General features: G+C 52.4%; 18 protein-coding genes. 3 read left to right on the top strand and 15 right to left on the bottom strand.

Annotation, left to right across the window (positions count from 1 at the left end; translation table 11 throughout):
• Positions 1–485: 485 nt before the first annotated feature.
• Complete coding sequence (locus ACO6VE_RS03505) at positions 486–926, top strand: universal stress protein (RefSeq protein ID WP_269674173.1); 441 nt, start codon at positions 486–488, stop codon at positions 924–926.
• 204 nt (positions 927–1,130) lie between these two features.
• Here the strand turns inward: ACO6VE_RS03505 and ACO6VE_RS03510 are convergent, their stop codons facing one another.
• The 5 genes from ACO6VE_RS03510 to ACO6VE_RS03530 all read right to left on the bottom strand — a co-directional run bounded on the left by ACO6VE_RS03510 (position 1,131) and on the right by ACO6VE_RS03530 (position 6,555).
• Positions 1,131–3,032, bottom strand: a complete 1,902-nt coding sequence (locus tag ACO6VE_RS03510) for an ATP-binding cassette domain-containing protein (protein WP_422459725.1) — start codon at positions 3,030–3,032, stop codon at positions 1,131–1,133.
• A gap of 118 nt (positions 3,033–3,150) precedes the next feature.
• A complete protein-coding gene (locus tag ACO6VE_RS03515) occupies positions 3,151–4,392 on the bottom strand; it encodes an MFS transporter (RefSeq protein WP_422448049.1) in 1,242 nt (413 codons plus the stop codon).
• A gap of 274 nt (positions 4,393–4,666) precedes the next feature.
• Positions 4,667–5,110 carry a phosphohistidine phosphatase SixA gene (sixA, locus tag ACO6VE_RS03520; protein WP_422448051.1) on the bottom strand — a complete coding sequence of 148 codons (444 nt, stop codon included), beginning with the start codon at positions 5,108–5,110 and terminating at the stop codon, positions 4,667–4,669.
• A 3-nt stretch (positions 5,111–5,113) separates the two neighbouring features.
• The gene (locus tag ACO6VE_RS03525) at positions 5,114–5,461 is read right to left on the bottom strand and encodes a DUF4389 domain-containing protein (protein ID WP_422448053.1); all 348 of its coding nucleotides are present in this window, start codon (positions 5,459–5,461) and stop codon (positions 5,114–5,116) included.
• A 41-nt stretch (positions 5,462–5,502) separates the two neighbouring features.
• Positions 5,503–6,555 (bottom strand): NAD(P)H-dependent glycerol-3-phosphate dehydrogenase, encoded by a 1,053-nt coding sequence (locus ACO6VE_RS03530; RefSeq protein WP_422459727.1) that lies wholly within the window; start codon positions 6,553–6,555, stop codon positions 5,503–5,505.
• A gap of 593 nt (positions 6,556–7,148) precedes the next feature.
• Here ACO6VE_RS03530 and fabA point away from each other — a divergent pair.
• Positions 7,149–7,703 (top strand): 3-hydroxyacyl-[acyl-carrier-protein] dehydratase FabA, encoded by a 555-nt coding sequence (gene fabA / locus ACO6VE_RS03535; protein ID WP_209201228.1) that lies wholly within the window; start codon positions 7,149–7,151, stop codon positions 7,701–7,703.
• A gap of 94 nt (positions 7,704–7,797) precedes the next feature.
• On the top strand, positions 7,798–9,012 hold the full coding sequence (gene fabB, locus ACO6VE_RS03540; RefSeq protein WP_101747654.1) for a beta-ketoacyl-ACP synthase I: 1,215 nt from the start codon (positions 7,798–7,800) through the stop codon (positions 9,010–9,012).
• A gap of 301 nt (positions 9,013–9,313) precedes the next feature.
• Here the strand turns inward: fabB and ACO6VE_RS03545 are convergent, their stop codons facing one another.
• The 10 genes from ACO6VE_RS03545 to tssH form a co-directional block, all read right to left on the bottom strand.
• On the bottom strand, positions 9,314–12,871 hold the full coding sequence (locus ACO6VE_RS03545; protein ID WP_422459730.1) for a type VI secretion protein IcmF/TssM N-terminal domain-containing protein: 3,558 nt from the start codon (positions 12,869–12,871) through the stop codon (positions 9,314–9,316).
• Positions 12,872–12,890: 19 nt separating this feature from the next.
• On the bottom strand, positions 12,891–13,790 hold the full coding sequence (gene icmH / locus ACO6VE_RS03550) for a type IVB secretion system protein IcmH/DotU (protein WP_422459732.1): 900 nt from the start codon (positions 13,788–13,790) through the stop codon (positions 12,891–12,893).
• A gap of 4 nt (positions 13,791–13,794) precedes the next feature.
• Positions 13,795–15,132: a type VI secretion system baseplate subunit TssK gene (tssK, locus tag ACO6VE_RS03555; protein WP_422448063.1), complete on the bottom strand. Its 1,338-nt coding sequence runs from the start codon at positions 15,130–15,132 to the stop codon at positions 13,795–13,797.
• Positions 15,122–15,625, bottom strand: a complete 504-nt coding sequence (tssJ, locus tag ACO6VE_RS03560; RefSeq protein WP_422448065.1) for a type VI secretion system lipoprotein TssJ — start codon at positions 15,623–15,625, stop codon at positions 15,122–15,124. Before tssJ ends, tssK begins: the two co-directional genes overlap by 11 nt.
• An 11-nt stretch (positions 15,626–15,636) precedes the next feature.
• A complete protein-coding gene (locus ACO6VE_RS03565; RefSeq protein WP_422448067.1) occupies positions 15,637–16,698 on the bottom strand; it encodes an FHA domain-containing protein in 1,062 nt (353 codons plus the stop codon).
• Positions 16,699–16,855: 157 nt separating this feature from the next.
• Positions 16,856–17,152 (bottom strand): PAAR domain-containing protein, encoded by a 297-nt coding sequence (locus ACO6VE_RS03570; RefSeq protein ID WP_422448069.1) that lies wholly within the window; start codon positions 17,150–17,152, stop codon positions 16,856–16,858.
• 2 nt (positions 17,153–17,154) lie between these two features.
• Positions 17,155–17,727: a DUF6931 family protein gene (locus ACO6VE_RS03575; RefSeq protein ID WP_422459734.1), complete on the bottom strand. Its 573-nt coding sequence runs from the start codon at positions 17,725–17,727 to the stop codon at positions 17,155–17,157.
• A gap of 8 nt (positions 17,728–17,735) precedes the next feature.
• Positions 17,736–19,886 carry a type VI secretion system Vgr family protein gene (locus tag ACO6VE_RS03580; protein ID WP_422448073.1) on the bottom strand — a complete coding sequence of 717 codons (2,151 nt, stop codon included), beginning with the start codon at positions 19,884–19,886 and terminating at the stop codon, positions 17,736–17,738.
• 20 nt (positions 19,887–19,906) lie between these two features.
• Positions 19,907–21,970: a hypothetical protein gene (locus ACO6VE_RS03585; protein ID WP_422459736.1), complete on the bottom strand. Its 2,064-nt coding sequence runs from the start codon at positions 21,968–21,970 to the stop codon at positions 19,907–19,909.
• A gap of 22 nt (positions 21,971–21,992) precedes the next feature.
• On the bottom strand, positions 21,993–24,623 hold the full coding sequence (gene tssH / locus ACO6VE_RS03590) for a type VI secretion system ATPase TssH (protein WP_422459738.1): 2,631 nt from the start codon (positions 24,621–24,623) through the stop codon (positions 21,993–21,995).
• Between the last annotated feature and the right edge of the window lie 18 nt (positions 24,624–24,641).

A 24,641-nucleotide genomic window follows, 5' to 3' on the forward strand; every position in this document is an offset into this window, starting at 1 on the left:
CTGCGGCGACCAACCTTTCACAGGGCTGATGCGAGTGTTACATGAACTATGGCAGCTATCTGATTATTATTGCTTTACTTCCTGACTTGACCCTGGTCTTTACCAAGTGCATCCCAGCAAATTCATACGACTGTTTGAATTTAGTGCCTACCTTCTGTGAATTAGTATTTAAAGTCAAGCCTGAAACACCATGAAGATGCCACCTTTGTCACACAGTTACACAAGATTACTCATCCAGAAAATAGCCACTTCCGAATCCGGATCATGGCTGATGGAAAATTACCGGACAGACAGCTAATAAAACGATGAATAAAACCAGGATAGGCCTTACAATGGAAATGCCATGACTTTAGAAGCATTCATGCCCTCCATGAACTCCTCAATCCATCTTATTGATGATCCTGAGGAATCGCGACAGCGGTCTGGCCATCCAGATGTTACAGGGCGGATCACTTTTTGCATCTATTCAAGAAGGAAGACAGCTTATGAGCCTCTACAAGCATATTCTGGTTGCGATCGATTTGTCCGACGAAGCCGATGAGGTGCTCGAGAAAGCCAAATCCATTGCCGAAAAACACCAGGCGAGACTGACCATGGTTCATGTTGTCGAGCCACTCAGCGTTGCCTATGGCAGCGATATACCTCTCGACCTCACCACCTTGCAGGATGAAATCACCGAACAGGCAAGAGAACGCATCGCCCGCCTGGCCGATTCCATCCAGCTGAAGAAAGGTGAACAGCATGTGGTCTATGGCCGACCCGAGCGTGAGGTTCACCGGATTGCCGAAGAGTCAGACGTTGACCTGATTGTGGTTGGCAGCCACGGCCGTCATGGACTGGCACTGATTTTAGGTTCTACATCAACCAGCATCCTGCATGGTGCCGGTTGTGATGTACTGGCAGTGAGAGTCGGTAAAAACAGTTAATCCTGTTATCAAAAGAGCCACATTCAACATCTGTGGCTCTAGTGCAGCTAAGCGCTGTTACCCATACCGTTCGTCCTGAGCTTGTCGAAGGGCGGAAACTCCGGACTCTGATAGATCGTGCCAAGCACCCTTCGACTCCGCTCAGGGTGAACGTGGTGTACGGGTAATAACGCTTAGCTGCACTAGGAGTCTGACCGAGAATACCTACATATTATCCAACTCTTCCCACCGTTCCATTTTCTGTTCTATCAGCTCATTGAGCTCAGCCAGCCTGTTAAGCACAGTCTGGACTTCGGACTGATCTCCCTGATAAAAACTCGACTCAGCGGTTTGAGCTTCCAGCTGACCCAGCTCTTCTTCAAGTGCCTCAATCTCCTCCGGCAAAGCATCAAGCTCACGCTGCAGTTTGTAGCTGAGTTTCTTTTTCACCGGCTTGCTGGCGGCTTCAGGCTGACTGGGTGGCGCTTTTGCCTTTTCCTCTTTTTTCACCACCTGCGGTTCCGCTACCAGGCTGGAGATCGAACCGCCCTGGTGCAACCAGTCATCAAATCCACCCACATACTCACTGATATGACCACCTGGTTCAAACACCAGAGTACTCGATACCACATTATCCAGGAATGTCCGGTCGTGACTGACCAGCAGAATAGTGCCAGTGAAATCCACCAGCAAGGATTCCAGAAGCTCCAGAGTCTCAACATCAAGGTCGTTGGTAGGCTCGTCCATTACCAGCAAATTGGCGGGTTTACTGAACAAACGCGCAAGCAACAATCGGTTTCGCTCCCCACCGGAGAGCGCCTTGACCGGCACACGACAACGACCGGGTGGAAACAGGAAGTCTCCCAGGTAGCCAATCACATGTCGGCTTGAGCCATTAATTGTGATGCTCTCACGACCTTCAGCCACGTTATCAATCACGGTTTTTTCAAGGTCCAGCTGATTACGCAGCTGGTCAAAATAAGCCACCTCAAGCCTGGTCCCCATTTTGACAGACCCCGCTTCCGGCTTGAGATTGCCCAGAAGGATACTGAGCAGCGTTGACTTCCCTGCCCCGTTGGCACCAATCAAGCCAATCTTGTCACCGCGCATCAACCGGAGATTGAAGTCGTTGATGACGGTATGCTGATCAAACGACTGGGCAATATGCTTGGCCTCCAGCACCAGCTTGCCTGACGCTTCGCCCTGCTCCAGTCCAAAGCTGGCATTGCCCTGCACCTCACGGCGCTGACGACGCTCCTCCCGGAGTTTTTTCAGGTCCCGAACCCGCCCTTCGTTACGGGTACGGCGAGCTTTAATCCCCTGGCGAATCCACACCTCTTCCTGCGCCAGTTTTTTATCGAACAGGGCATTTTGCTCAGTCTCTACTTCAAGAGCATGAGCTTTACGCTCCAGGAAGGTTTTATAGTCACACTCCCAGCTGGTCAGCTGCCCGCGATCCAGCTCAATAATGCGGGTCGCCAGCGACTGAAGAAATGATCGATCGTGGGTAATAAACAGCAAGGCTCCGGAAAAATCTTTCAGCTGTTTCTCAAGCCAGTCAATGGCAATAATATCAAGATGGTTGGTAGGCTCATCCAGCAACAGCAGATCAGGGTCGCCCACCAGCGCCCTGGCCAGCTCCACCCGCCGACGCCAGCCACCGGACAGTTCTTTCATCTGTTTTTCCGCCGGAAGACCCAGCTTCTGAATAACCGTATCCACCTTCTGGCTGAGGCTCCAGCCATCCACGGACTCCAGCTGCTGCTGGACTTTCTCCAGTGCTTTCATATCAGCGTCAGTGCTGATACTCATGGATAGGGTATGGTAACGACTGATCAGTTCACCAACCGCCTCAAGGCCTGAGGCAACCACATCATAAACTTTCTTTTCATCCTGGTCAGGAAGGTCCTGATTCAAAACCCCTACCTTCAGACCAGGCTTACGCCAGAGGGTGCCATCATCAGGCAGGATTGTGCCGGACACCAGCTTCATCAAGGTAGATTTGCCTGCGCCATTGCGGCCCAATAAGCAGACTCTCTCACCTTTTCGAATCTGAAACTCGGTATGATCCAGCAGGGGTTGGTCGCCATAAGCCAGGCTGACCTTTTCGAATCTAAGTAACGGCATTATCCATCCAGGAGGTGAAGTCCTTTGCCAGCTATCCGCACCTGCAAAGGTTTAACAACCGATAGTGTTGAAAAAAACGAACTAGAATAACGCCAACCACCGGCAATGGGTAGCAGTATCACTGTTTTTTCAGGCAAATCGCGACAATCAAAGCCATCAGCTGACAAAGCAATAACGGCACAAAAGCCAGCTGGTAGTCCTCAATGGACAAGGCACCCAGGCCATCATGCCCGAGCCCCTCCAGGATAAACCCGATAATCAGCTGCATAACCGGACCTGCCAGCAACATGGAACCATTGGTAATCGCCAGCAGGACGCCAATCCGTTCCGGCGGACTGATGCTTTTCACCACAGAGAATGCCAGCATATAGCCAACACTGCTGATCCCTGCCATAAAGCAGATCATGGCCATAAGCATCATGGAACATGGGCAGAAGATCAGCAAACTGAACAACACAGGAGAAGCGATAGCGCAAACCACCATCACTTTACGCATTGACCCAACCAGGCAGGCCAGCCAGCCCAGCAGAGGAGCACCAATAGCGGCACCGACAAAAATCAAAGCAACCATATCAGCCACCGCTTCCTGCTCGCCGGGAAAACGCTCATAGAAGAAAGGGATCCCCCATAAACCAGCAAAACTGGTGATGACGGCAAACAGGCCAAAACCATACAAACAACACAGAATTAAAGAAGCCCGATCAAATGGCGTCTTTTTGCCGGGGTCAGTCTCAGAACCACCTCCACAGGTCACATCGTGTAACCTGGCATCACTGACGGAGACCGGCGGCGTACTTTTCACAAACACGGCAATCAGGGCAGCAAGTACAGCTCCAAAAATGGCGGCGGCCTGCATGGCACCCTGCCACCCATAGGCTTCCATAAGATTTGGCAGTATCAGTGGGCCAAGCCCACCGCCGGCCAGACCAAACGCTTCAATAGCCCCCGCAAGGGTTGGAAAATAACGCTCGGGAAACCAGCGACTGGCCAGATTCATGCATACCACAATCACCGGGGAGGTCATCACGCCCATAAACGCCCGGGATGCACTGGCTGACAACAGGGTTTCAGAAACGCTGAACCAGTAACAGCCAATCGCCATAAATACACAGCAAACCACCAGCAATAGCCGGGCATTGCAATGATCTGCCAGGTAGCCTCCCGGAACCTGAAACAGCAGATAAAAGCAGAGGAAACTGCTGGTTAACCAGCCGATATCTGCCACATCAAGATCGAAAGCCGACATCAACTGAGGCACCATCACCGATGGTGCCCCCTGAAGCATGAATTGATACGAACAGAACAATGCTGCTATTGAGCAGATAATAATGCCTCTGAGGCTTATAGAACTTGTCGCCACCGTACTTACTCCCTAACTATCCCTAATACCCTTTCCCTATATAAAATGTCTTCAACATGGGGTCAGAGCAGGGTTAGATTAGATGACAATTAATAAGTTCATTAAAAAATCACCAGAGTAGACAGAAATTTAAAACTATTAACCATAAATGGCTTTAAGAGGCAGACTTAAAGCCCGAAAACAGGGGAAAAATAATATTTTCCACAATCAGAGCAAATGCTCTGGAATTCTGAAAGTAAACGGCTGTTCTTATGCGCAACAATAGTCTCTGAGGCTAAGGGATAATACGCTCAATGACCCTGCCCATTCCGGGAGCAAGAATATCCGCCTCCAGGACCAGAGCCATGCCGGTTTGGAAGGAAGGGCCAATCTTAGGGGTTCCGTCGCATAGTAAACCGGTCAGATAACCGACTATGGGCATATGACTGGCCAATAGTACTACACCGGAATCCGGGAGAGCGGCGAGCACTTTTGCCGGGTTACCATCAGGCTCCAGCTCGTCCAGCGTTGCAACCCTGAGCCCAAACGCCTCTGCCGCGATATGAGCCGTTTGCTGAGCCCGAAGATACGGGCTGGCAAGCACACAATCTACCCGCTGAGCAGCCAATAAAGCAACGGTATCCCTGACTTCACGGACACCCTGCTCAGTAAGCTCCCTTTCCTTATCCGAAGGGGCAGACCATGATGCCTGACCGTGGCGCATAATGATAAGTTTCATGATTTAATCATTATCCGATCCGTTCAGTTCTTTCTCATCATCGCCTGACGCTCTGTCTCCACCAGGGGCAGGCCAGTCTGAGAATGGATAGGGTTTTGTATCAGAGTTGTAGGTCAGGAACCCGGCAATCTGGTAAATGTACTGATTCACTCCGGCACTGAATTTTAACAGACGATCATTGGGTTCACTCATAATAAACCCGTGAACCGCCTGAACAATTGCCATCAGCATCACCAGAAAGGCAGCAAGATAAGCCACGACGCCGAAAACCACCATAAAGACCAGCCTCAACCAACGAGACTCTGATTTAAGGTTATTAACCACTTTCTCATCCATCACGCTTCTCTCCATAGTCTGTTAAGCCCATATTCTCTAAAAAAGGTATTATTCAGCTACTGCGTGGACATAAACTCCACATCGGTTTTCTGCTCCCGCAGCATCATTCCCTTAACCAGCGCACCAATGGCATTGCCCTCAAAAATAATGCTGTACAAACCATCCACCAGCGGCATATAAACTCCCAGCTGATCGGCCTTTTGCTTTACCTGCTTCAGGGTGTTCACCCCTTCCGCCACCTGTCCCAGTTTCGCCTCAGCTTGATCAAGCGAACAGCCTTGTCCCAGGGCATAACCAACCCGGAAATTTCGACTCAGGTCAGACGTGCAGGTAGCCACAAGATCACCCACCCCGGCCAATCCCAGAAATGTCATGGGATTAGCGCCGAGCGTTACCGCAAAGCGACTCATCTCCGCAAGGCTCCGGGTAATCAGCATACTTTGGGTATTCTCACCCATGCCCAGTGCCGATCCCATGCCAGAGACTATGGCATAAATATTCTTTAAAGCACCTGCCAATTCGACACCATAAACATCTGTGTTGGAGTAAACCCTGAAGTAATCACAGTGCAAGACCGACTGTATAATCTGGCAAAGGTCTTCATCGTCACTGGCAATCACCGTGGCTGTCAGAGCCTTGGCAATGATTTCACCGGCCAGATTGGGTCCGCTCAAAACACCGATACGAGGGTTTTCCAGCTCCTCCATCAGAATCTGACTCATCAGATCAAAGGTAACGGGTTCGATACCTTTCGTGGTACTGATTACTATTTTGCCACAAAGCAGTCCATTGGTTTTTTTGACCACCTCCCGGAAAGATTTGCTGGGAATAGCAATAAAAACAATATCAGCATCAACGACCACCGCCGACAGATCCGTGCTTGCGCTAACGGAGGGATGAATCCTGAACTCGGGAAGATACCTGGCATTCACATGGTCATCATTAATACTCCTGACCTGCTCTGCATCTCTCATCCAGAGCTTCACCCTGTGGCCATTGGTGGCGGAGATATCAGCCAGAGCCGTACCAAAACTGCCGCCGCCAAGAACAGCGATTGTATATTCCCCGGTACCGTCATTTTCTGCGGTGCCATGTGGCCTGTCTGTCATATAGTTAATCCCGTTTTACCCGCAAAAACTGCATCAAAATCTCTTTGAGGTCTTCGGTAACAGCTTTATTTAATCACACCAGTAAAAAGCGTTGCACAGAAGATAGCTACCAGGAGGCTGTCCGAGAAACTGAATTTTTTTCGATTCAAGGTAAGCCTCCTCAATATTGTACGATTGTACAATGCTAGAAAACCATTCCTGACTGTATTACCTTTACTTCCCGTGTAGCAATGTAAGCCATACGCCTTCACAGACTCTTTCGCCTTTGCCAGTACTTTGCCAAATTATGCCAGTGATGCAACAGGCCTGACGCTGATCAGCTCTCTGGTAATAAAATGCTATGACACTTATCATTGGCCACTGTTTCAGTGGCTCAGTGTTGTCTTTTTGTTACAAAAAGCTCAACAGCACTATGACAGATAAAAAGCAATGGTATAGTTCATCACCGGAACGATAGTAATGCATTTTGCAAGACTTTCAGGAATAAGCGGGGTCATCGGCCCCTGATGTGAATGCCGTATCGGCAGGGAAGTCCCGATCATCACTGGCCTGATACCATGCAGGTGCTGGACCTTCCAGGAACCAATAAACGAATGAAGCAACCATCGAAATCTGGCCTCAGACAAGAAGCCGTTAGCCAGCAAGAAGCTTTCAGCAAAGAAGATTTGTTACGCTGTTCACAGGGCGAGCTTTTTGGTGCTGGTAATGCTCAGCTACCGGCCCCTGATATGTTGATGCTTGACCGCATCGTTCGCATTTCTGAACAGGGCGGAGCCTATGGCAAAGGCGAGATCATCGCAGAACTGGATATCAATCCAGACCTCTGGTTCTTCTCCTGCCACTTCCCGGGAGACCCTGTTATGCCCGGATGTCTCGGACTTGACGCCATGTGGCAGCTGGTTGGCTTCTACCTGGGCTGGATGGGCAACCCCGGCCGGGGACGCGCCCTTGGCAGTGGCGAGGTAAAATTTACCGGCCAGATTCTGCCCACCAGCAAAAAAGTAACATACCGTATTGATATTAAACGTATCATCGCACGCAAACTGGTTCTGGGCATTGCTGATGGATCAGTCAGTGTTGATGGCCGGGAAATTTACACCGCGGAAGGACTGCGGGTAGGTCTTTTCCAGAACACTGACGCTTTCTGATTCCCCTGTTCCCTCTTGCCCGCAGGACGGGAGGGAGTGCCGGGATCTGACTCTGGTTTTTTCTGACTTAAACAGGCTATTCAGGTTGACATCAATGAAACGTGTTGTAGTTACAGGGATTGGCATCACATCCTGCCTGGGTATCACCCAGGATGAGGTAGCCGAGAGCCTTAAACTTGGGCGCTCCGGTATTCGCTTCAACGAAAGCTATAAGGAGCATGGTTTCCGCAGCCAGGTGTCCGGCACAGTAGACATCGATTTCGAACAATTTATTGACCGCAAAACCCTGCGCTTCATGGGCAACGCCGCTGCCTATGCCTATATAGCCATGAAGCAGGCCATTGACGATGCGGGTTTGACTGAAGATCTGGTTTCCAACCCCCGTACCGGACTGATTGCGGCTTCTGGCGGAGCCTCGTCAGAAAATATTGTCGACTCTGCAGACATCATGAGAGAAAAAGGTGTCAAGCGCGTCGGCCCCTACCGGGTTACCCGCACCATGGGCAGTACCGTCTCGGCCTGCCTTGCCACCCCGTTTAAAATCAAGGGCGTTAATTACTCAATCACCTCTGCCTGTGCCACCAGCGCGCATTGCATTGGCAATGCCATTGAACAGATCCAGCTGGGCAAGCAGGACATCGTCTTTGCCGGTGGTGGTGAAGAAGAGCACTGGACGCAAACCGGGCTGTTCGATGCCATGGGGGCACTGAGCACCAAGTACAATGACACCCCTGAGCAGGCTTCCCGTGCCTATGATGCTGACCGGGATGGCTTCGTTATCGCCGGTGGTGGCGGCATGATTGTGGTGGAAGAGCTGGAGCACGCCAAAGCCCGTGGTGCCAGAATTTACGCTGAAATCACCGGCTATGGTGCCACTTCCGATGGCTATGACATGGTAGCTCCGTCTGGTGAAGGCGCTGCACGCTGTATGCGCATGGCCATGGAAACCATTAACGCCCCTATTGATTACATCAATACTCACGGCACCAGCACCCCGGTTGGTGATGTGGCCGAATTGAAAGCGCTTACTGAGGTATTTGGCGACCAGATGCCAGTGATAAGCTCCACCAAATCACTGTCCGGCCACTCTCTGGGTGCTGCTGGCGTTCAGGAAGCCATTTACTGCCTGCTGATGATGAAGCACAACTTCATCACCGCTTCTGCTAATGTCCAGAACCTGGATGAAGCGGCTAAAAATCTGCCCATCCTGACCGGTGAAGCCCGCGAACAAAAACTGAACCGGATTATGTCCAACAGCTTTGGCTTTGGTGGAACCAACGCCTGCCTGGTATTTGAACGTTACCAGTAATCATTTTTCCTCAGGGTTTTGCAACAGCCTCGGGACCCTGAGGATCTGGTTTCTATCCATGTATAAAGCAGTTAAGCCAATCAATAGTACATGGTTTCAATGAGTTTGACGTGCACAATCTCCGTTCAGCCTGAGCGTCCTTCGGCTCCGCTCAGGATGTACGGACGAAGGGTGCTTGGCACGATCTATCAGAGTCTGGATTTTCCGCCTTTAGGCCCTATGGGTCCTTCGACAGGCTCAGGACGAACGGAGTGCGACGGCACGACAACACGTCAAACTCATTGAAACCATGCACCAGTCACTAGATATCAGCCCTGACGATACGTCCGGGCAGCTTAATCCTGTCATATAGCGACGGCCCGAACGGGTTCCCCCCGCGCTCCAACTCAAGCTCCAGACGGGTCTGGTATTCCTTGCTGCCGAACAACAGATCAACATGATAATTTTTCTGCCACTGCTGCCCGTCAAAAACAAACCGCAGCCAGGCCCATGGCCCAGAGTACTGTTGTTGCGCCAGCACCACTGAATCATTACTCAGAGTCACATTAATCTGTTCTTCTTCAGGACCCGGCCACTGTCGTTTTTGCCAGATCATGGGGCCGTGGCGATAAACAAAACGACCATTGCTGTCCCTGAGGGAAAATTCCGAAGCATGGTTACTCAAGGCAAGCATTCGCAAACGGTAATTAACCTGAAGCGTACCGTCAGGGTTAAACAGCTGCTGTTGCAAACGCTGGGCATGATTCATCTGCTGCAACAGCATCCCTTTAACCGGCAACTGCTGGCCTTTGACGGTTTTTAAATGCCAGACACCCGGTTGCCGCGCCGGTTGCGTCTGCAGAAATGGTTTCAGGATAGCCGCAAAGTCATCCAGCAGCCCACCGGGCTTAAAGAACGCAGTAAAGTCGTTGAGCTGAATATCGTTGCCCGCGTCTGTCACCAACGGAAAACGAGAATACAGATGCTGGCTCCAGAAAGGATAGATCTCCTGTTGCCACCGCCTTTGGCAATAACGGGCAGCACCAGCAATGGCACGGCTCCAGACCTCTCCCGCCAGCTGGTTGAGCCATTGACCGGCCCGGGTATCATCACTGTCGGCCTGATGCCAGAGACTCTGCAGAATATTCTGCTTATTGCCCATCACCGTTGCTGCCAGCTGATACAGGGCAAAATCCGGATCAAAATGCCCGTTAATGTCCTGCAGCTCCTGCAAAAGCTGGTCCAGAACCGGGGTGAGCCGACTTTGCAGGTCCGCTGCATAGCCGGTGTATTCGGCAAAGGCCTGGTTGACAATGGCTGGATTATCCGGGGACACTTTTCCCACTTGCCCGGCTGGCAGCAATCGGGCAGCCTGATTCAGGATACGGTTGGCTTTAATAGCCTCAGGCGGTACTGCTCCGGGCTGCTGACCCAGAACCTTTGCACTGGCGGCTGGTGACTCTTCGGCCAGTGATGTCTCACTGGTGATCATATTGACCAGAGCCTGCAGTGCCGCGCCCCCTCTGGTCAGCAGTTTGGTTTGCTGCTCAATCTGGTCAAGGCTGATGGCCGGTTGCAACCGGATACGATGGATAAGATTATCCCAGGTGCGGATATAATCCTGAAAATAAAACTCCCGAACCCGTCGACTGATCCGCGACAGCTCAATGGCTGATATTTCTGATTCACCTTTCTGAATCCGGTTCAGGCTGATGATTTCCCGTTTCAACATCGGAGAGCTTGCCGAGAGATCCAGACGGCTATAAAGATTCCTGGTATAGAACCTGGGAATCCTGGTATTGCCACTGTCGTCTTCAGCCGTAAACAGAGTGCCGAACTCATTACCAAACAGATCCCGGGTATCCAGTGTACCGCTGAATTGTGGCAACCGGCGAAGATGGTCGTATACCAGCCGCTCCGGAGGCTTGGTTGACAATGCTTCACGGGCCCGCTCTATCAAAGCCTGATCCGGGAGAATACTTGCTGTTATCCTGTCACCCTCAAGGTGCCAGATATCCGTCAGCAGACTATCAAGCTGCCTGCCTGCCTCACCCTCCGGATCGTGCAGCAGCAATTTCCGGATATGACGGTGCAACAGCTCGATATTGCGGACTTTCGGATCAAGCAACATCAGGTAATATTGCAGGTCATCAAACAGTCCTTTGCTGTGCCGGCTCAACGCTTTGTGCAAACGGTCATGGAGATGCCGGGCCAGGGGTGATAACAGATAGTGTCGCAGCTGCTGCTGGTAAAAAACCTGGATATCATTCGCTGTCTCCCAATCCAGAAGTCCTCCATAATACATCCACCGGGAAGACTGCCGGTACATACGGTGCAATAACTGAAGACCATCCAGCAGTTGCAGCACATCACTGACAGGGATGGTATCCCCGGGAGCCTTCGGCTGGTTTGGAGCCTTCAGCTGGTTGAGAGCCTTCAGCTGGTTGAGAGCCTTCGGCTGATTCAAGGACACCATCAGCTGTTCCATGGAGTACCGGTAATCCCTGATGATCATTTTCTGCTGCGCCAGCAGCTGTTCATTGTATTCTATCTGTGACCAGCAGAAGCTCAGCCCGACAGCCAGAATGGCAACAAGAGCCCCTGACACCAGATAGATACGGGCCAGCCAAAACTTTCTGGCCATGGAATCTTCCCTGACATTCCCCATATCATTAAACAGAATTCTATTGAAAAACTGCTGACTGAAATAGCTCTGGTTGCCAGGGATCTGGGGCTGCACAGGCTGGGCCCGGAAACCGTGCAACCGGGCAATCTCCCTAGCCAGCAGGTTGATCGTACTGCCATGCTGACCACAGGAGCTGAACCAGACACCTTTCAGCTGTAGTGTTGAGACACCATAACGGGGCAGAAAAATCTCATCACAGAAAAAATGCAGGCGTTCACCCAGCAGGCTGAACTGCAGAACATAACGGACCTGTGCCTGACGGGCATTACTGTCTTTTTCCGGGTGGAGACAATCAAACAATTTATCAGACAGCTCGGTGTGGCACAGGTCAAAAGCCTCACGAAACTGTTCAGGATGGTAACCTTCCTTCAGGTAAAACCCAAAAGGCAACATCTGCCGTTGACTGCTCATACGACGGATCAGCTCCATAAAACCATTCAGCCGATCCGCCTGGGTCAGCAAAATCCAGACAGGGAGGGTATTGGCAAAACGCTGGTTAATGTACAGTAACCGCCACCGCAACTGCCGGGCCTGTTCCAGAAGGCCATTGGGATCACGCAGAAGCAACTGTTCTGTAGAGAGCGCAGCAAGAATGCCATTAAGGGGCCTTCTCGGACGTTTCTTGCGGACTAGCACCAGCAGGTGATCAAGGAGAAATTCGTCCAGCTGTTCTTTATCACGGGTATAGTACTGCCCTACCAGTTCAACGATAACCGCATGCTCACTCAGCCAGAATACGATACTGGACACCCGGTTTGGGGAAGCCGTGGCCACCTTTTCAAAACCGGCATTAATTAACCAGCTGGATTTACCGGAACCTGCAGTACCAATCATCACCAGCCAGGCCAGGGTGTAGGGCGTTTTGCCATGGCGACTGTTCAGAATTTTCCAGAGCTGGTTCCAGTCATACATTAACTGTTGTTTATATTGCGCCTTATTCTGTTCTGAAACGCCGCTTGCAGAACTGTCATCAGAGCTTGTTTCGAAAGCATGCCCGGTGGTGCCACGAGCTTTCTGGCGACGCAACACTACCCATAGGATCAGACAGCAGGCCAGCACAATAATTAACGACAGCACCCACTGCCAGACAGCGGTAAGCCAGCTTAACCACTCACCGCTGACCAGGGGGGCAAACCAGACCATTGACAGCAATAATACCGACAGCGATGCGACAATAATGATCGGATTAGTCATGACGTCATATAAAAAAGTATCAGGTCTTCTTATCAGGGAATGCCACTGTGATCCCGGAAGATTCGGAGGGATTGCGTAAAATAGACAGCTGCACAGGTGTTGCCTGCCCCTGCTGCAATTGCAACTCAGACAGCCCGGTATAAGTGTGATTGATATACTGTATACAGAAATGGGTAACCGCCCCCGACAGCATCAGGATTGCGATAACCATTGGCAGATATTGCCGGACTCTGATCACCTTCAGCGGTCGCCAGGGTGCGCTGAGAATGGCCATGGTCTGATGCTCTCGGGGTTTCTGGTGCTCGCGGATTTCCGTGAATATGTTATCAGCAAGCTTTGCCAGCTCATGTTTATCGGTGTGCTGATAACGGCCGCAAAATCCCAGTCGCAGGAGCAGATAAAGCAGTTCAATAAAGTCAATCATTTTGGGGACATTCTGCCGCGCCTGTTCCAGCAGGACAAAAAATACTTCACCGGCATTGCGCTGCTGAAAAAGCTGCGCCACCAGGGCATGATTTTCCCAGCAGCCCGACTGCCCCCAGCCGGTATTCATTATTTCCTCATCAACGGCGGCACAGAGCGCATAACAGGTTTTCTCCATCATTCTGGGGGGGTATCCGGCTTGCAACCCACGGTTATGAAGTTCGTTAACACTTCTGACCAGATACTGGTGCAGCTCAGGCAGATTACTGACTTCCTGCTGCTGTGACAGCGTGCTGAGAATAGCCAGCAGTTCTGCCGACAGGTTGATAAGCGTATTGCTGCTGATATTGAAATTACCGAACAGGCCACTCTCGTCACGAAGCTCAGCACCAGAGCCATCCTGCGGGGCTGCCTGTTGAGTTTCTGCGATAGTTAATCCTCTATCCGCTACTAACTCATTCCCAACAGCCTGAAACCCAATACTGGACGATGTCATACTATTACCTGACTACAAAACAGTTGATAACGGTGTCTTCCGGCATCTGCTCATCCACATGAAGGGCCAGCAGGTCATGGGTTCGCACCATCTCCTGCCACAGTTCATTATCAGTGTCGATCTCGAAATAGACCGTGTTAACCTTTGCCCTCAGCTCAATGGGCGGCCCCGCCATGGCGGTGATGGGTACTGCGGTCAGTGCATTGCGAACCCGTTCAGCAATACGGTTATGACCACAGAGTTTGGCCGAATTGATAAATACCGTACGGGTAAGGGACTGATTCAGGCTGGAGGCTACAGAAAGAATAAACCGGCCGTCGTTAAACAGGGTTCGGTCATCAATCCTGGTACGCAGTAAACGACGGAGTTGAAACAGCCGGGTATCCCAGACAAGCTCAACCACCTTGTCCTTACTGGCCTGACGCAGATTGAGCAGCAAACTGGACAGCACAGGCGCAAAGCACCCATAAATATCCAGCTCATTAAAATCGGGAAATTCTGGTGCCAGTGTCGTGTTAAAGGTGGCCAGATCCGCAGCCATAATGGCCAACATCCGGTAAAGCTCGCAGGCTGAGATACCTGACTGTTTTTCCACCAGTTTGAGCCAGGCACCATGTCGATTCAGTGCCTGCAGCCAGAGATACTCAATCTGCAGGGTCTGAAAGCTTTTCTGCTGCCCTTCTACCCCGACCTGGGTGGCAATAAATGACGCCCGTTGTCTGACCATGGCGCGAAGGTTCTGGACCTGTTCAAGCAAGTAGCGGGAGGCGCGGTAATCAAGACAGCGGGGAATAAAGGTACTGTCCAGGACCACTTCACCATCGGGATGAAATTCCTGAATATGGGCCATCGCCAGAGTGGAATAGTCATCCCGGGCCTCACCCTCAGCCATAAGGCAGGGATTCAAACGCGACAGTTCCAGCTGCACCGGTTCATTTTTGCGATCAGTACCATCATAAACACTGTGAGCCGAACTGATATATCGAACTGCTCTCGTCTTTTTCTCTTCCGGTGCCGTGTTAACACAACCGGGCTTATTCAGGGGAATGGCCAGATAGACCGTCCTGCCACAATGGCTGCTGTCCAGATCCATGGACAGTGAGACCGTCAGTTGAAAAGGCGTTCCATCGGGAAACAGGCCGCTGGCTTCACGAATAAACAGTTTGCCAGCCCGGAGTTGTTCACTGTCAATACCCAGGGAGGTAAAGCCAGCCTTGCCCGGCGCATAAATATTAAACAACTGCCGGTTATACCATTCCAGGTAGCGCTCCTGTTGCTGGAAATGCTGGGGGCTGAGAAACATCCCCTCAAGCCAGACGGCTCTGTCAACGCTATGATCCATGGGGTAGCCTGCCAACAAGACGAAGATGGTTACCGTTGATCTGTAATACCATCGAATTCTGACTGGCAGGAACAATGGATTCCAGCACCCACCAGATAGCTGACTGATAACTGGCAAACTCGGCAAAAATAGCGATAAACCGTGTTGTCCTGTCCAGCTGCAAGGTCAGCTGGCTGCCGGTATCCGGCCATACCGTGGGCAACCGGTGTTTCTTGACCAGCGTCCCCTGGAGAATGGCCACATCCTGCAGGTAGATATCCAGGAAGTCAGCATTGGCAAATAGTTCGGCACTTTGCAGTTCATACATGCGCAGCTGTAAAGGTGCCGCATCAACCTGCTGACCGCTGTTCATACCGGTGCCGTTATTGCTATCACTGTCTGCCACGATCTCCAGCGATAGCATGGTCTCAGGCTCTGGCCGAACTTCGCTGCCAGAACAGCCAGTTAATACCAGGGCCAGCAGGAGAAGAAATGAGCCTGAAATAGCATACATTGAATCAAGTCCTACCGGTTCACCGCCTCTTTCAGCCGCTGAAGAAACAGCGCCTGATAATGTCTGCCATGCATCAGGCAGCGATAGAAATTCTGATACTGTTGCCAGAAGTCGGCACAGGCTGTTTCTGATGTTTCTTTTGCACTCCCGGAAGCTGGCTCCTGCCGGTAATTCATCGGAGATAACAGCTGCTCGAGGTTATCCGGACAGAAGTCAGCCATCATTAAATCAACCGCCACCAATATGGCATCCAGCACTGCCGGCTGTTGCATAAGTTCCAAGAGTTGCCATGCTTCTGCCTGCGACAGTTCAGGCTGATGCGGTTCGGATGGCTCAGCTCCCGTTAAATTGGGGGGATCCTGTTCAATGGCTTCCGCCTGCGGCACCGGTAGCATTCTGAGATTCCGGTTTATGCTCCACTCACTCTCTTCATCATCACTGGCCAGAACATCAATAAGCGGCACTGGATGACAGCTGATCGGGGCTGTGTCAGCCGTATCAACGACGAAGTCGGAAAACGGTGATTCAATTTGCAGCTCTGGGCCATCAGGTCCGATAGATAGCGAAGATTCCTGTCGTTGTGCCTCGGGTGGTAAAAACGGATCATCAAGATGCTCTGTCCGGGAAGCTTCTTCAACGGACATAGTGTCTTCCGCGGGCAAAGGGCCCTCAAAATCCCAACTCTGAGGGGAAGACTCCAGCCCGTTATTCTCAAGCGCCAGATCCGTTTGCTCAGTGGCCAGGGATGCCATGCCGTCCCTCTGCCAGGGAGAAAAATCACTGGCCATCAGACAGTAATTGCCACAGTAGATCATATCGCCATCGCTCAACAAATAATGCCTGCTCTGCCTGGGCTGTATCGGTGTGGTATTCACCATCAGCTCACCGGATGACATATTTTCCAGGTACCATTGATTATCATCCCGGAAGATACGGATGTGACACTCAGCGATGGATTGCTGGCGATCAGGCAGAATAATCTGACAACGGTGACCCCGGCCAATCAGCACTTCACCATCAATAACATAAGACAGTGAACCAAGGGTCTCCCCTGCGGGGATACTGAGAACCATAAGTTGCATAAGCGATCTGATATGGTCGTTTGACAATCAAGTGTAGTTGCCTTGGTTTATTTCGCACGACGATTAACAGCCATATTTCGGTAGCCATTTGAAAAGAGGTCTGTTTCCCGGGGTGGGAACCGGACAATATCCAGCGCCATCAAGGTGCTCACCCCCCAATCAAAACCGTTGGCCAGCCCAAAATTACCGTTCCCCCATGAGCCGTGGTATCCCCCATACGTACCGCAGGCCGACCATTAATCAATACCGTCAAACTGCCTTTTACTATGCTATCTGGCGGACCTACACAGATACATGGCTGCCCCAGGGTCGCAGCTGGCAGGCCGCCAATCAGTACCGTTGAGGGCAGTGGCAGAATTGGCCCGCCCACATGGGGAACAGGCACGACTGCCGGCGTCTGCATCGGACAGATATGCATATCCCCGACCCTTGCTGCTGGCCCCATGATTACCTCCCCTTGCCGCCATCGGCAATATCAATACCCATGGCAATAAACTGCCGGTAACGTTTATTACCTTGTCGGCCATCGGGCAGCACCGCTGCCAGGCAGATAGCCCCGGCCACCGCATGGGCATAAAGCCAGGGCGGAGCGGGACTTTGTGGCCCGTTCACCGGGGTCAGGCTGCCGCCACTCCAGAACACGCCCTGGGCCAGCCAGCCACAGGCATTATCCAACCCGGCCTGTTGCGCCATGATGTCTGCCAGACGACGATGAGTTTCTATCGGTTCCTGAAGCCATCGCCTGACCACATCGAGTGCCTTCTGCTCCGTTTCCGATAGCGGGATACCGGCCTTTTCAATGCATAAATAGCCCCACCAGATACACTCCACGGCCAGCAGACTGTGGCTCAGAAAGATGACCAGTTCCTGATGCATTGTTTCTCCAGCCAGACGATTGATAAACGCCACCGGTGTCAGGGAAGGATCTACCCATTTCTGAAAAGCACGATCCTGTTCATAGCGCTGTAGAATGTCTGTGGCCAGGGGTTGAGGGATTTTTTTCAGGCTCGGTTTGGTCACTAACATAGTCAATTAATTTTCACAATGGCACCGGAAAGATCGACCATCGCCCCGGCTTTTACAGCGGTCATACCGTTGCCCTTGATATTAACCAGCGTGCCCTTAAGCTCAGCATTGACAACACCTTCCACCGCTGCGCTGACCCCGCCCTTCACCGTTGCTGAAACTTTGCCGTCTATGTTCACCTGTACCCCCGAGATCTCTACCCCCGATGGTGACAGGGTGACCGTGCTGGGACCACATTTGATCTGCACCGAACTGCCAGACAGGCTGATACTGCTGGCCCCGACACTGAGCTTGATGGCGGTTTTGCCTGTGGCACTGATATTGCCGGCATCCATATCAAGACTGCCGGTGGCGCTTTCTGAGATACTTCCCTTGCTGGTGATATTCACATCGCCGGTACTTCGGGTATCCGTTGCACCCCGAACCTCAAGGCTGTAGCTACCATCCGTTTTCTGCTGGTAATTACCGGCAGTATCCAGCATGCAGTCTGCCCGGGTCCGGGTGGTGATATTCCCGGTGACTTCCGTGAGTTGCTCGCCCTCTATCTTATGGCTGTCGTTTTCCTTGACGGTTCTTTCCGATGTTTTCTCCACAAGTGTCGTATCTTTACCTTTGATCACACGGCTATTGTCGTTTTTAATCAGGATGGAACGATCTTTTTCCGCCTGAACATACATCAGTTCTTCACCCTTGTGGCAATTGAAGCGCAACTCACTGAAATTATCGGCTCCCCCTTTTGGCAATGATTTGAGTTTTATCCCCTGTTCCATACCGGATTTGTAGGGCTGACGTCGCTGACCATTATAAACTGTGCCCACAACCACAGGCCGGTCCGGATCATGATCCAGAAAACTTACCAGCACCTCATCACCCACCCTGGGGGTAAACTGGCAACCAAAACCATCCCCGGCCAGAACCTGGGCAACCCTTATCCAGCAGGAGCTATTCTGATTGGCCTGCCCCTCCCGGTCCCAGTGGAACTGGACTTTTATCCGGTGAAACTCATCCAGGTAGACTTCATCCTTTTCAGGCCCAACGACAGTGGCACTGTGCAGTCCGGGCATAGGCGGCTTTGTTACAGCCTGCCTGGTTTGCCAGGGGGTTTTCAGGGGAATACAGGAAAAACCGTTGCTGTACTCCAAACTGCGCCCGTCTTCTGCCGTCACCATGACATGATTGACCAGCCTGAGCAGGTAGTGTTGCTGTTCCTGACTGTCCGGGTGATGTTTCAGGGCAAAGGTTGTCCCTGCCGCAAACCCGGTCAGGGTACTTTCTCCCTCCACTTCACTGAGCCGGGTATCCAGCGCCTCCTGACGTTTCTCCACCACTGCCCCGCCCTGTTCCCGGCTGGCAAAAGCGCCGGGGTAAAAATACTGCTGCAACCGTCGGCGATGGGGCATGCTTTGCTGGCTTTTGACTTCATCAGTCAATATTGGCCACCCCGTGGTCATATTGTAATCTGCTGACTGTACCGAGCCCGCCACCATCCAATAACCGTGGACCCAGCGGGTAATGGCCCGCTCCAGCCGGGTACTGTCCACAAAATATTCAATATCACTCTCCCCGCAGTCACTGAACACCCGGTTCGTTTCTCCGACAACCAGCTGATGTCGGCCATTATCCTGCCTGAAATAATAGAACCAGCCCCGCGCAGCGATCAGCCGACAGATAAAATCCCAGTCACTTTCATTGAACTGAACACAGTACTCAAGGCGACTGTCGTTGTTGGTTTTCAACTGAAGATCCGATTGAAAATCATGTTCACGACAGATCGAAGTAATAATGTCACCGGTCTTCTTTTGTTGAAAAATACGACAATTGGTCCGCTGCTGGAGAAACCAGCACCAGGGGGAAACCAGCAATTCATAGTGAAGGTAGCCCCGACTGGCCATCAGGCCTACCTGGCGAACCTGGACACAATACCCATGAAAATACCTCTGCCGGACACGGTCTGAACCCCTGCCGGGCTGATAGCAGAACGTGATTTGCTGCCCCAGCAACGCAGTTTCTGACAGTTTCCTGGCCAGAATCACCGCGCGGTGCTGAAAAAGGTCATCCAGCTGTTCGCTGCTGTGCAGCTCTGAGACAATCCACTCATCTCCCTGTTCCGAGCGGGCAGTCAAAGGCCGGGCATGTATCTCAAGGTCTTTCATTGGCTAACTGTCCGAAAGATTCAGGCATAAGCAAGCTGCCCGGTCTTGATATCCCTTTTAATAACGTCAAAAGCAATGCATTCCCCGGTCTGCAGAGTCTTTTTCAGTCCGGCATAATCCTTTGCCGCCCGCAAAAGAGCCGTCATATCCTCTGCCACAACCTGTTTCTTACGCTCTCCCCGGACTGTTTTACTCTGCAATACCGTCCCGTCATCCTTGGTTATCTGTTCAGTGGCGTATTGAAAATATTTCGACTGGGCATTGCCGACAAACCCCTCAACGGCATTGATCTCATTGATCCCCATAACATCCCCGTAACCATTAAAACCGGGCACCCGTGCTGCCCGTTTCTGTACCGCATCGGCCTCCAGGTCAAGATTACTGACCAGGGCTACCATACGACCACGACAGTCCATATAGACCTGACTCAACTCGGCATCTGAAGCCCTGTCATTCAGAAATTGAGCAAAGGTGATCAGCCGCCGGGTATGCACAGAACCGGGGTTGTAGTGCTTCATGGTTTTTGCCAGTTTCATCAGGGCCGGCATGGCAATGGCGTCATACCCCACCAGCAGAAGGCCTCTGGGAGAAATGATGCAGCTGGCGCTGATACTGGAACCTACCCCCAGCGTGGCCCCGGCTGAGGTGTCAAAGCTGACTTCATCGATGGACGCCTTTGCTGCCAGTTTTGCGGCTATGCCGACCCCGAATGACATCGACTCCCTGGCCTGCAGGGTAAAGATATTCACCCCCCTGCCGGGGTGTTGCAAAGCTACTTTCTGCTCAGAACCAAACTCAAAGCCGGCAAACAGTTTGCCCCCGATATCCATCCCTACCCCCTGGCCATTGACGAAGCACTGCAGGTTGCCCGCGGCAATACCACCGGCAAACAGGTCGCCACCCAGTTCCACTTCCGCCATCTGGCCAACGGTCACACTGCCCTGTCCATTCATCACGACAGCGAGGGAAACCTCCCCTTCAAGATCGGCTTTAAGTCCATGAAATCCCCGGGTAGCTGACGTAGAATTTTCGATCAGGTCAGTCTCCACAGCCGATTCCTGATAATTGTTCACCACTCCTGCGGTTGTCCCTGCACTGCCCCCGGCCCTGGCGTGAACTTCAGCACTGCCACTGGCGTGGACTTTTACCATGTCCAACTCACCACCCAGCAGACGACGAAGGTATTCTCCTTTGACCTTACAGGAGTAGGTCAGTTCATAATCAATATCTGCCCGCAGACTGGCCTCAGCGCCAATGCCTGCTGCCGCACTGGCCCTCAGCTCATCCATTCGGGCTGCGCCAGACGCATGACCGGAGGCCTGACCACTGGCTTGCAGGTTACCTTTCAGGGATTGTTTCAACCGGCCCTGCTGCCACTCCTTTTCAACAGACAAATCAGCACTGCCAGCGGCCGATACCGATGCCTCACTTTGTGCACTGCCCTCGGCCAGCCCGATAATCCCCTTGCCAAAGCCGGTGGTGGTGCTCCCGGCACTGCGTGCTACCGAGGTGCTGCCCTGGTACATCCCCACCGTGTTGGAGTTCCATTCATACCAGGTGGTCCAGTCCGTATCCACCTCCGTCATATACTGGTCATGGACCCTTGCGGCACTGGCCGCCAGCAGCTCGTAGCGGAGCCGGGAAACCGCCAGTTCCGCCAATGTCCAGGAGTGGTCGGTTTTGTCTTTTTTGATAATGTCCAGAAGATCAATTTTATTGGTGATAATCCGGGTTGCCAGGGTATTGCGGATCATGCGCTTGACCCTGGTCTGTTCCACGGGCGATGGCTGGTAAGCGGCCAGATGTTCAGGAAAATTTCGACTGGCACAACCCACCAGGATTTTCCATTTGGGGTGCGCCAGTATTTTTCTGGGGTCCGTGGTCTGGAGTTCACCTTCCAATGTCGTATAAACAGTATCAACCGCTTCCTGAAAGTGTTCGACACGGGTAGCTTTCTGATAGCCAAACAGCTTTTTCTCGCCCATCTCCCGGGTCCAGCCGTCAACCAGCTGCTCAAAGAGTGAATCATTGATATTAATCAGCTTTCTGGTGGGACCCAGTTCCAGCAATTCGGTGAATCTCATGGTGGCTGTACCTTACTCACGCCTAACCAATGGTATAAACAATCCGCTGGTTATCCAGCCCAACGGTAACTGAAGCAATGTGTTTACCCTCTGCCATAAAGGCCAGACATTCCGCCGCCAGCTGCGGCATCAGGTTCCTGTTGATCTGTTGCTCGATAGCCCGCGCACCGATCTGTGGATTGCTGTGCCATTGCACCAGCTGCTGAACCACGGCATCATCCACCCGCAGACTGGCACCATATCGGCTGGCCAGGTTGTGCTCTATCCTCCCCAGGGCCAGACGACAGATTCTGGTCAGATCACCTTCGTTCAGAGGCAGATAGGGAATAATGGTTACCCTGCCCAGAAAGGCCGGTTTGAAATAGCGCAGCAGTTCATCATTGATGGCCGCCAGAATGGTATCCCTATCCGGAATACCTTTACCCTGCCGCTGAAACTGAGCCACCAGGTCGCAGATTAACCCGTCAGCGGCATTGGCAGTCATAATGATAATGGTCTGGCAAAAATTCACTTCCCGCCCCTCACTGTCCGTCACACGGCCCTTATCAAAGACCTGGTAGAAAATATCGTGGACACCGGGATGAGCTTTTTCCATTTCATCCAGTAACAATACTGAATATGGACATCGTCGTACGGCTTCGGTCAGTACACCACCTTCACCATAGCCCACATAACCTGCCGGGGCTCCCAATAACATTGAGACTTTATGTTCCTCCTTGAACTCGGTCATATTCAGTACGGTCAGATTCTGTTCACCGCCGTAGAGCTGATCGGCCAGGGCCAGGGCTGTTTCTGTTTTTCCCACACCAGAAGGACCGCACATCAGGAAAACCCCCACCGGCTTGCGTGGATCTGATAATCCGGCCCGGCCAATACGGACACTTTGGCTGATCCCTGAAATGGCATCGTCCTGACCAACCACCCGCTGGCACAGGTTCTGTTCCAACAACATCAGTCGTTCAATTTCATCCCTGAGCATGTCGCCTGCGGGAATGCCAGTCCAACCGGATACCACTTCCGCCACGCTGTCGGCATCCACCCGGGCAAACACCAGCGGCCGATCCTTACGGCAGGCCTCAAGTTCCTGCTGTAACGCACTGAGTTTATTCAACTCTTCTGTTGCCACCGGCACCTCGTTGGTTAACAACTGCTGATCCACCCGGGCCGACAGGGGAAGTATTTTTGCCACTATCCCCTGTTCCTGCCGCCAGCGTTGTTCCAGCACCTCACCCTCGGTTTTTGCGGTTGCTATTTCCTCCTCCAGCAGGGCAATGCGTTCAGCCACCGCTGCCCCGATCACCCGGTCTCGTTGCAGCTCCCGGAGTTCACTGGTCAGGGCCTGCTGATGCTGGCGCAGGCGCTGCAATTCAGCGGGGGTGGTATGGCGGGAAAGACTCACCCGGGAGCAGGCAGTATCCAGCAGGCTGATGGCTTTATCGGGTAACTGTCGTTCAGGCAGGTAGCGGATCGACAGTTGCACAGCGGCCTGCACCGCGTCCTCATGAATACGCACCAGGTGATGTTTTTCCAGCAGTCGGGCCATCCCACGGGTCATCCGGATGGCACTGGTTTCGTCCGGCTCAAGTATTTTCACCGGCTGAAATCGGCGGGCCAGGGCCGCATCCTTGTCAAAATATTGTTTGTATTCCGACCAGGTGGTGGCCGCAATGGTTTTAAACTCCCCCCGCGCCAGGGCCGGTTTCAGCAGATTCGCCGCATCATTCTGACCGGCAGCACCACCGGCCCCCACCAGGGTATGGGCTTCATCAATAAAGACAACAATGGGATGATCGGACTGCTTGACTTCATTAATGACATCCTTAAGCCGGTTTTCAAACTCCCCTTTAATACTGGCACCAGCCTGAAGCAACCCCAGGTCAAGACTGAGAATTGTCACTCCCTGCATAGTTTCCGGCACATCACCCAGCACGACCTGCTGGGCCAGCCCTTCCACCACAGCGGTTTTACCGACGCCGGCATCGCCCACCAGGATCGGATTGTTCTGCCGGTGACGACAGAGAATATCAATGATCTGCCGTATTTCCCGGTCACGGCCAATAATGGTGGGGGACCTATTGCTTAATGAACCGGATTCTTCCAGAGCCACACGGGCGGCATCGGTCATATTGATGGTGTATTTATCCAGTGCTGACTGACTGCCAGGCGGTGCCCTTCCCTGTTTATCCGGCACTTCCGGTTGCCGGGCCAGGCTTTGCAGTTTTTCCCTGGAAATTTTCCCCAGCTCCCGGGTGAACTGGGTCTCTGTCAGGGTAAAACTATCTTTGGCCAATAGCGCCAGAATCAGGTGGTAAGAGGTCATGGTATTCTGCTGGAAATTCACCGACGCCAGCAGCCAGGTATCCTGAATCAGGCTCACCGTGGTTTGGGCCAGGGCCGGGGTGGCTTGATAGCCTGTGTTAAGTCGATCCAGCCGTTGCTCCAGATCATCCACGATCACTTCCCGGGCCAGCTGCTGGCTATGGATAATCCGATCCATATCACGGCCCGGTTCCCGGAACAGTTGCAGCAGCCAGTGATCCGGTTCAACCGTCTGATGCCCACGGTGAACACAGAGTCCGGCAGCCATTTCCAGAGCCTGGCGCAGCTCCGGTGATAAATGACCAACCAGGGTTTTCAGTTCCACCTGTTGCATAAATCGAACCCTTGGGAG

Source organism: Endozoicomonas sp. ALB115 (genome assembly GCF_049310245.1).
Taxonomy (GTDB): domain Bacteria; phylum Pseudomonadota; class Gammaproteobacteria; order Pseudomonadales; family Endozoicomonadaceae; genus Endozoicomonas.

Excerpts from the sequence above, each read along its gene's own strand:
- ACO6VE_RS03505 (WP_269674173.1), top strand. The coding sequence starts at position 486 with ATGAGCCTCTACAAGCATATTCTGGTTGCGATCGATTTGTCCGACGAA.
- ACO6VE_RS03510 (WP_422459725.1), bottom strand. The coding sequence starts at position 3,032 with ATGCCGTTACTTAGATTCGAAAAGGTCAGCCTGGCTTATGGCGACCAA.
- sixA (WP_422448051.1), bottom strand. The coding sequence starts at position 5,110 with ATGAAACTTATCATTATGCGCCACGGTCAGGCATCATGGTCTGCCCCT.
- ACO6VE_RS03525 (WP_422448053.1), bottom strand. The coding sequence starts at position 5,461 with ATGGAGAGAAGCGTGATGGATGAGAAAGTGGTTAATAACCTTAAATCA.
- ACO6VE_RS03530 (WP_422459727.1), bottom strand. The coding sequence starts at position 6,555 with ATGACAGACAGGCCACATGGCACCGCAGAAAATGACGGTACCGGGGAA.
- fabA (WP_209201228.1), top strand. The coding sequence starts at position 7,149 with ATGAAGCAACCATCGAAATCTGGCCTCAGACAAGAAGCCGTTAGCCAG.
- fabB (WP_101747654.1), top strand. The coding sequence starts at position 7,798 with ATGAAACGTGTTGTAGTTACAGGGATTGGCATCACATCCTGCCTGGGT.
- ACO6VE_RS03545 (WP_422459730.1), bottom strand. The coding sequence starts at position 12,871 with ATGACTAATCCGATCATTATTGTCGCATCGCTGTCGGTATTATTGCTG.
- icmH (WP_422459732.1), bottom strand. The coding sequence starts at position 13,790 with ATGACATCGTCCAGTATTGGGTTTCAGGCTGTTGGGAATGAGTTAGTA.
- tssK (WP_422448063.1), bottom strand. The coding sequence starts at position 15,132 with ATGGATCATAGCGTTGACAGAGCCGTCTGGCTTGAGGGGATGTTTCTC.
- tssJ (WP_422448065.1), bottom strand. The coding sequence starts at position 15,625 with ATGTATGCTATTTCAGGCTCATTTCTTCTCCTGCTGGCCCTGGTATTA.
- ACO6VE_RS03565 (WP_422448067.1), bottom strand. The coding sequence starts at position 16,698 with ATGGTTCTCAGTATCCCCGCAGGGGAGACCCTTGGTTCACTGTCTTAT.
- ACO6VE_RS03570 (WP_422448069.1), bottom strand. The coding sequence starts at position 17,152 with ATGGGGCCAGCAGCAAGGGTCGGGGATATGCATATCTGTCCGATGCAG.
- ACO6VE_RS03580 (WP_422448073.1), bottom strand. The coding sequence starts at position 19,886 with ATGAAAGACCTTGAGATACATGCCCGGCCTTTGACTGCCCGCTCGGAA.
- ACO6VE_RS03585 (WP_422459736.1), bottom strand. The coding sequence starts at position 21,970 with ATGAGATTCACCGAATTGCTGGAACTGGGTCCCACCAGAAAGCTGATT.
- tssH (WP_422459738.1), bottom strand. The coding sequence starts at position 24,623 with ATGCAACAGGTGGAACTGAAAACCCTGGTTGGTCATTTATCACCGGAG.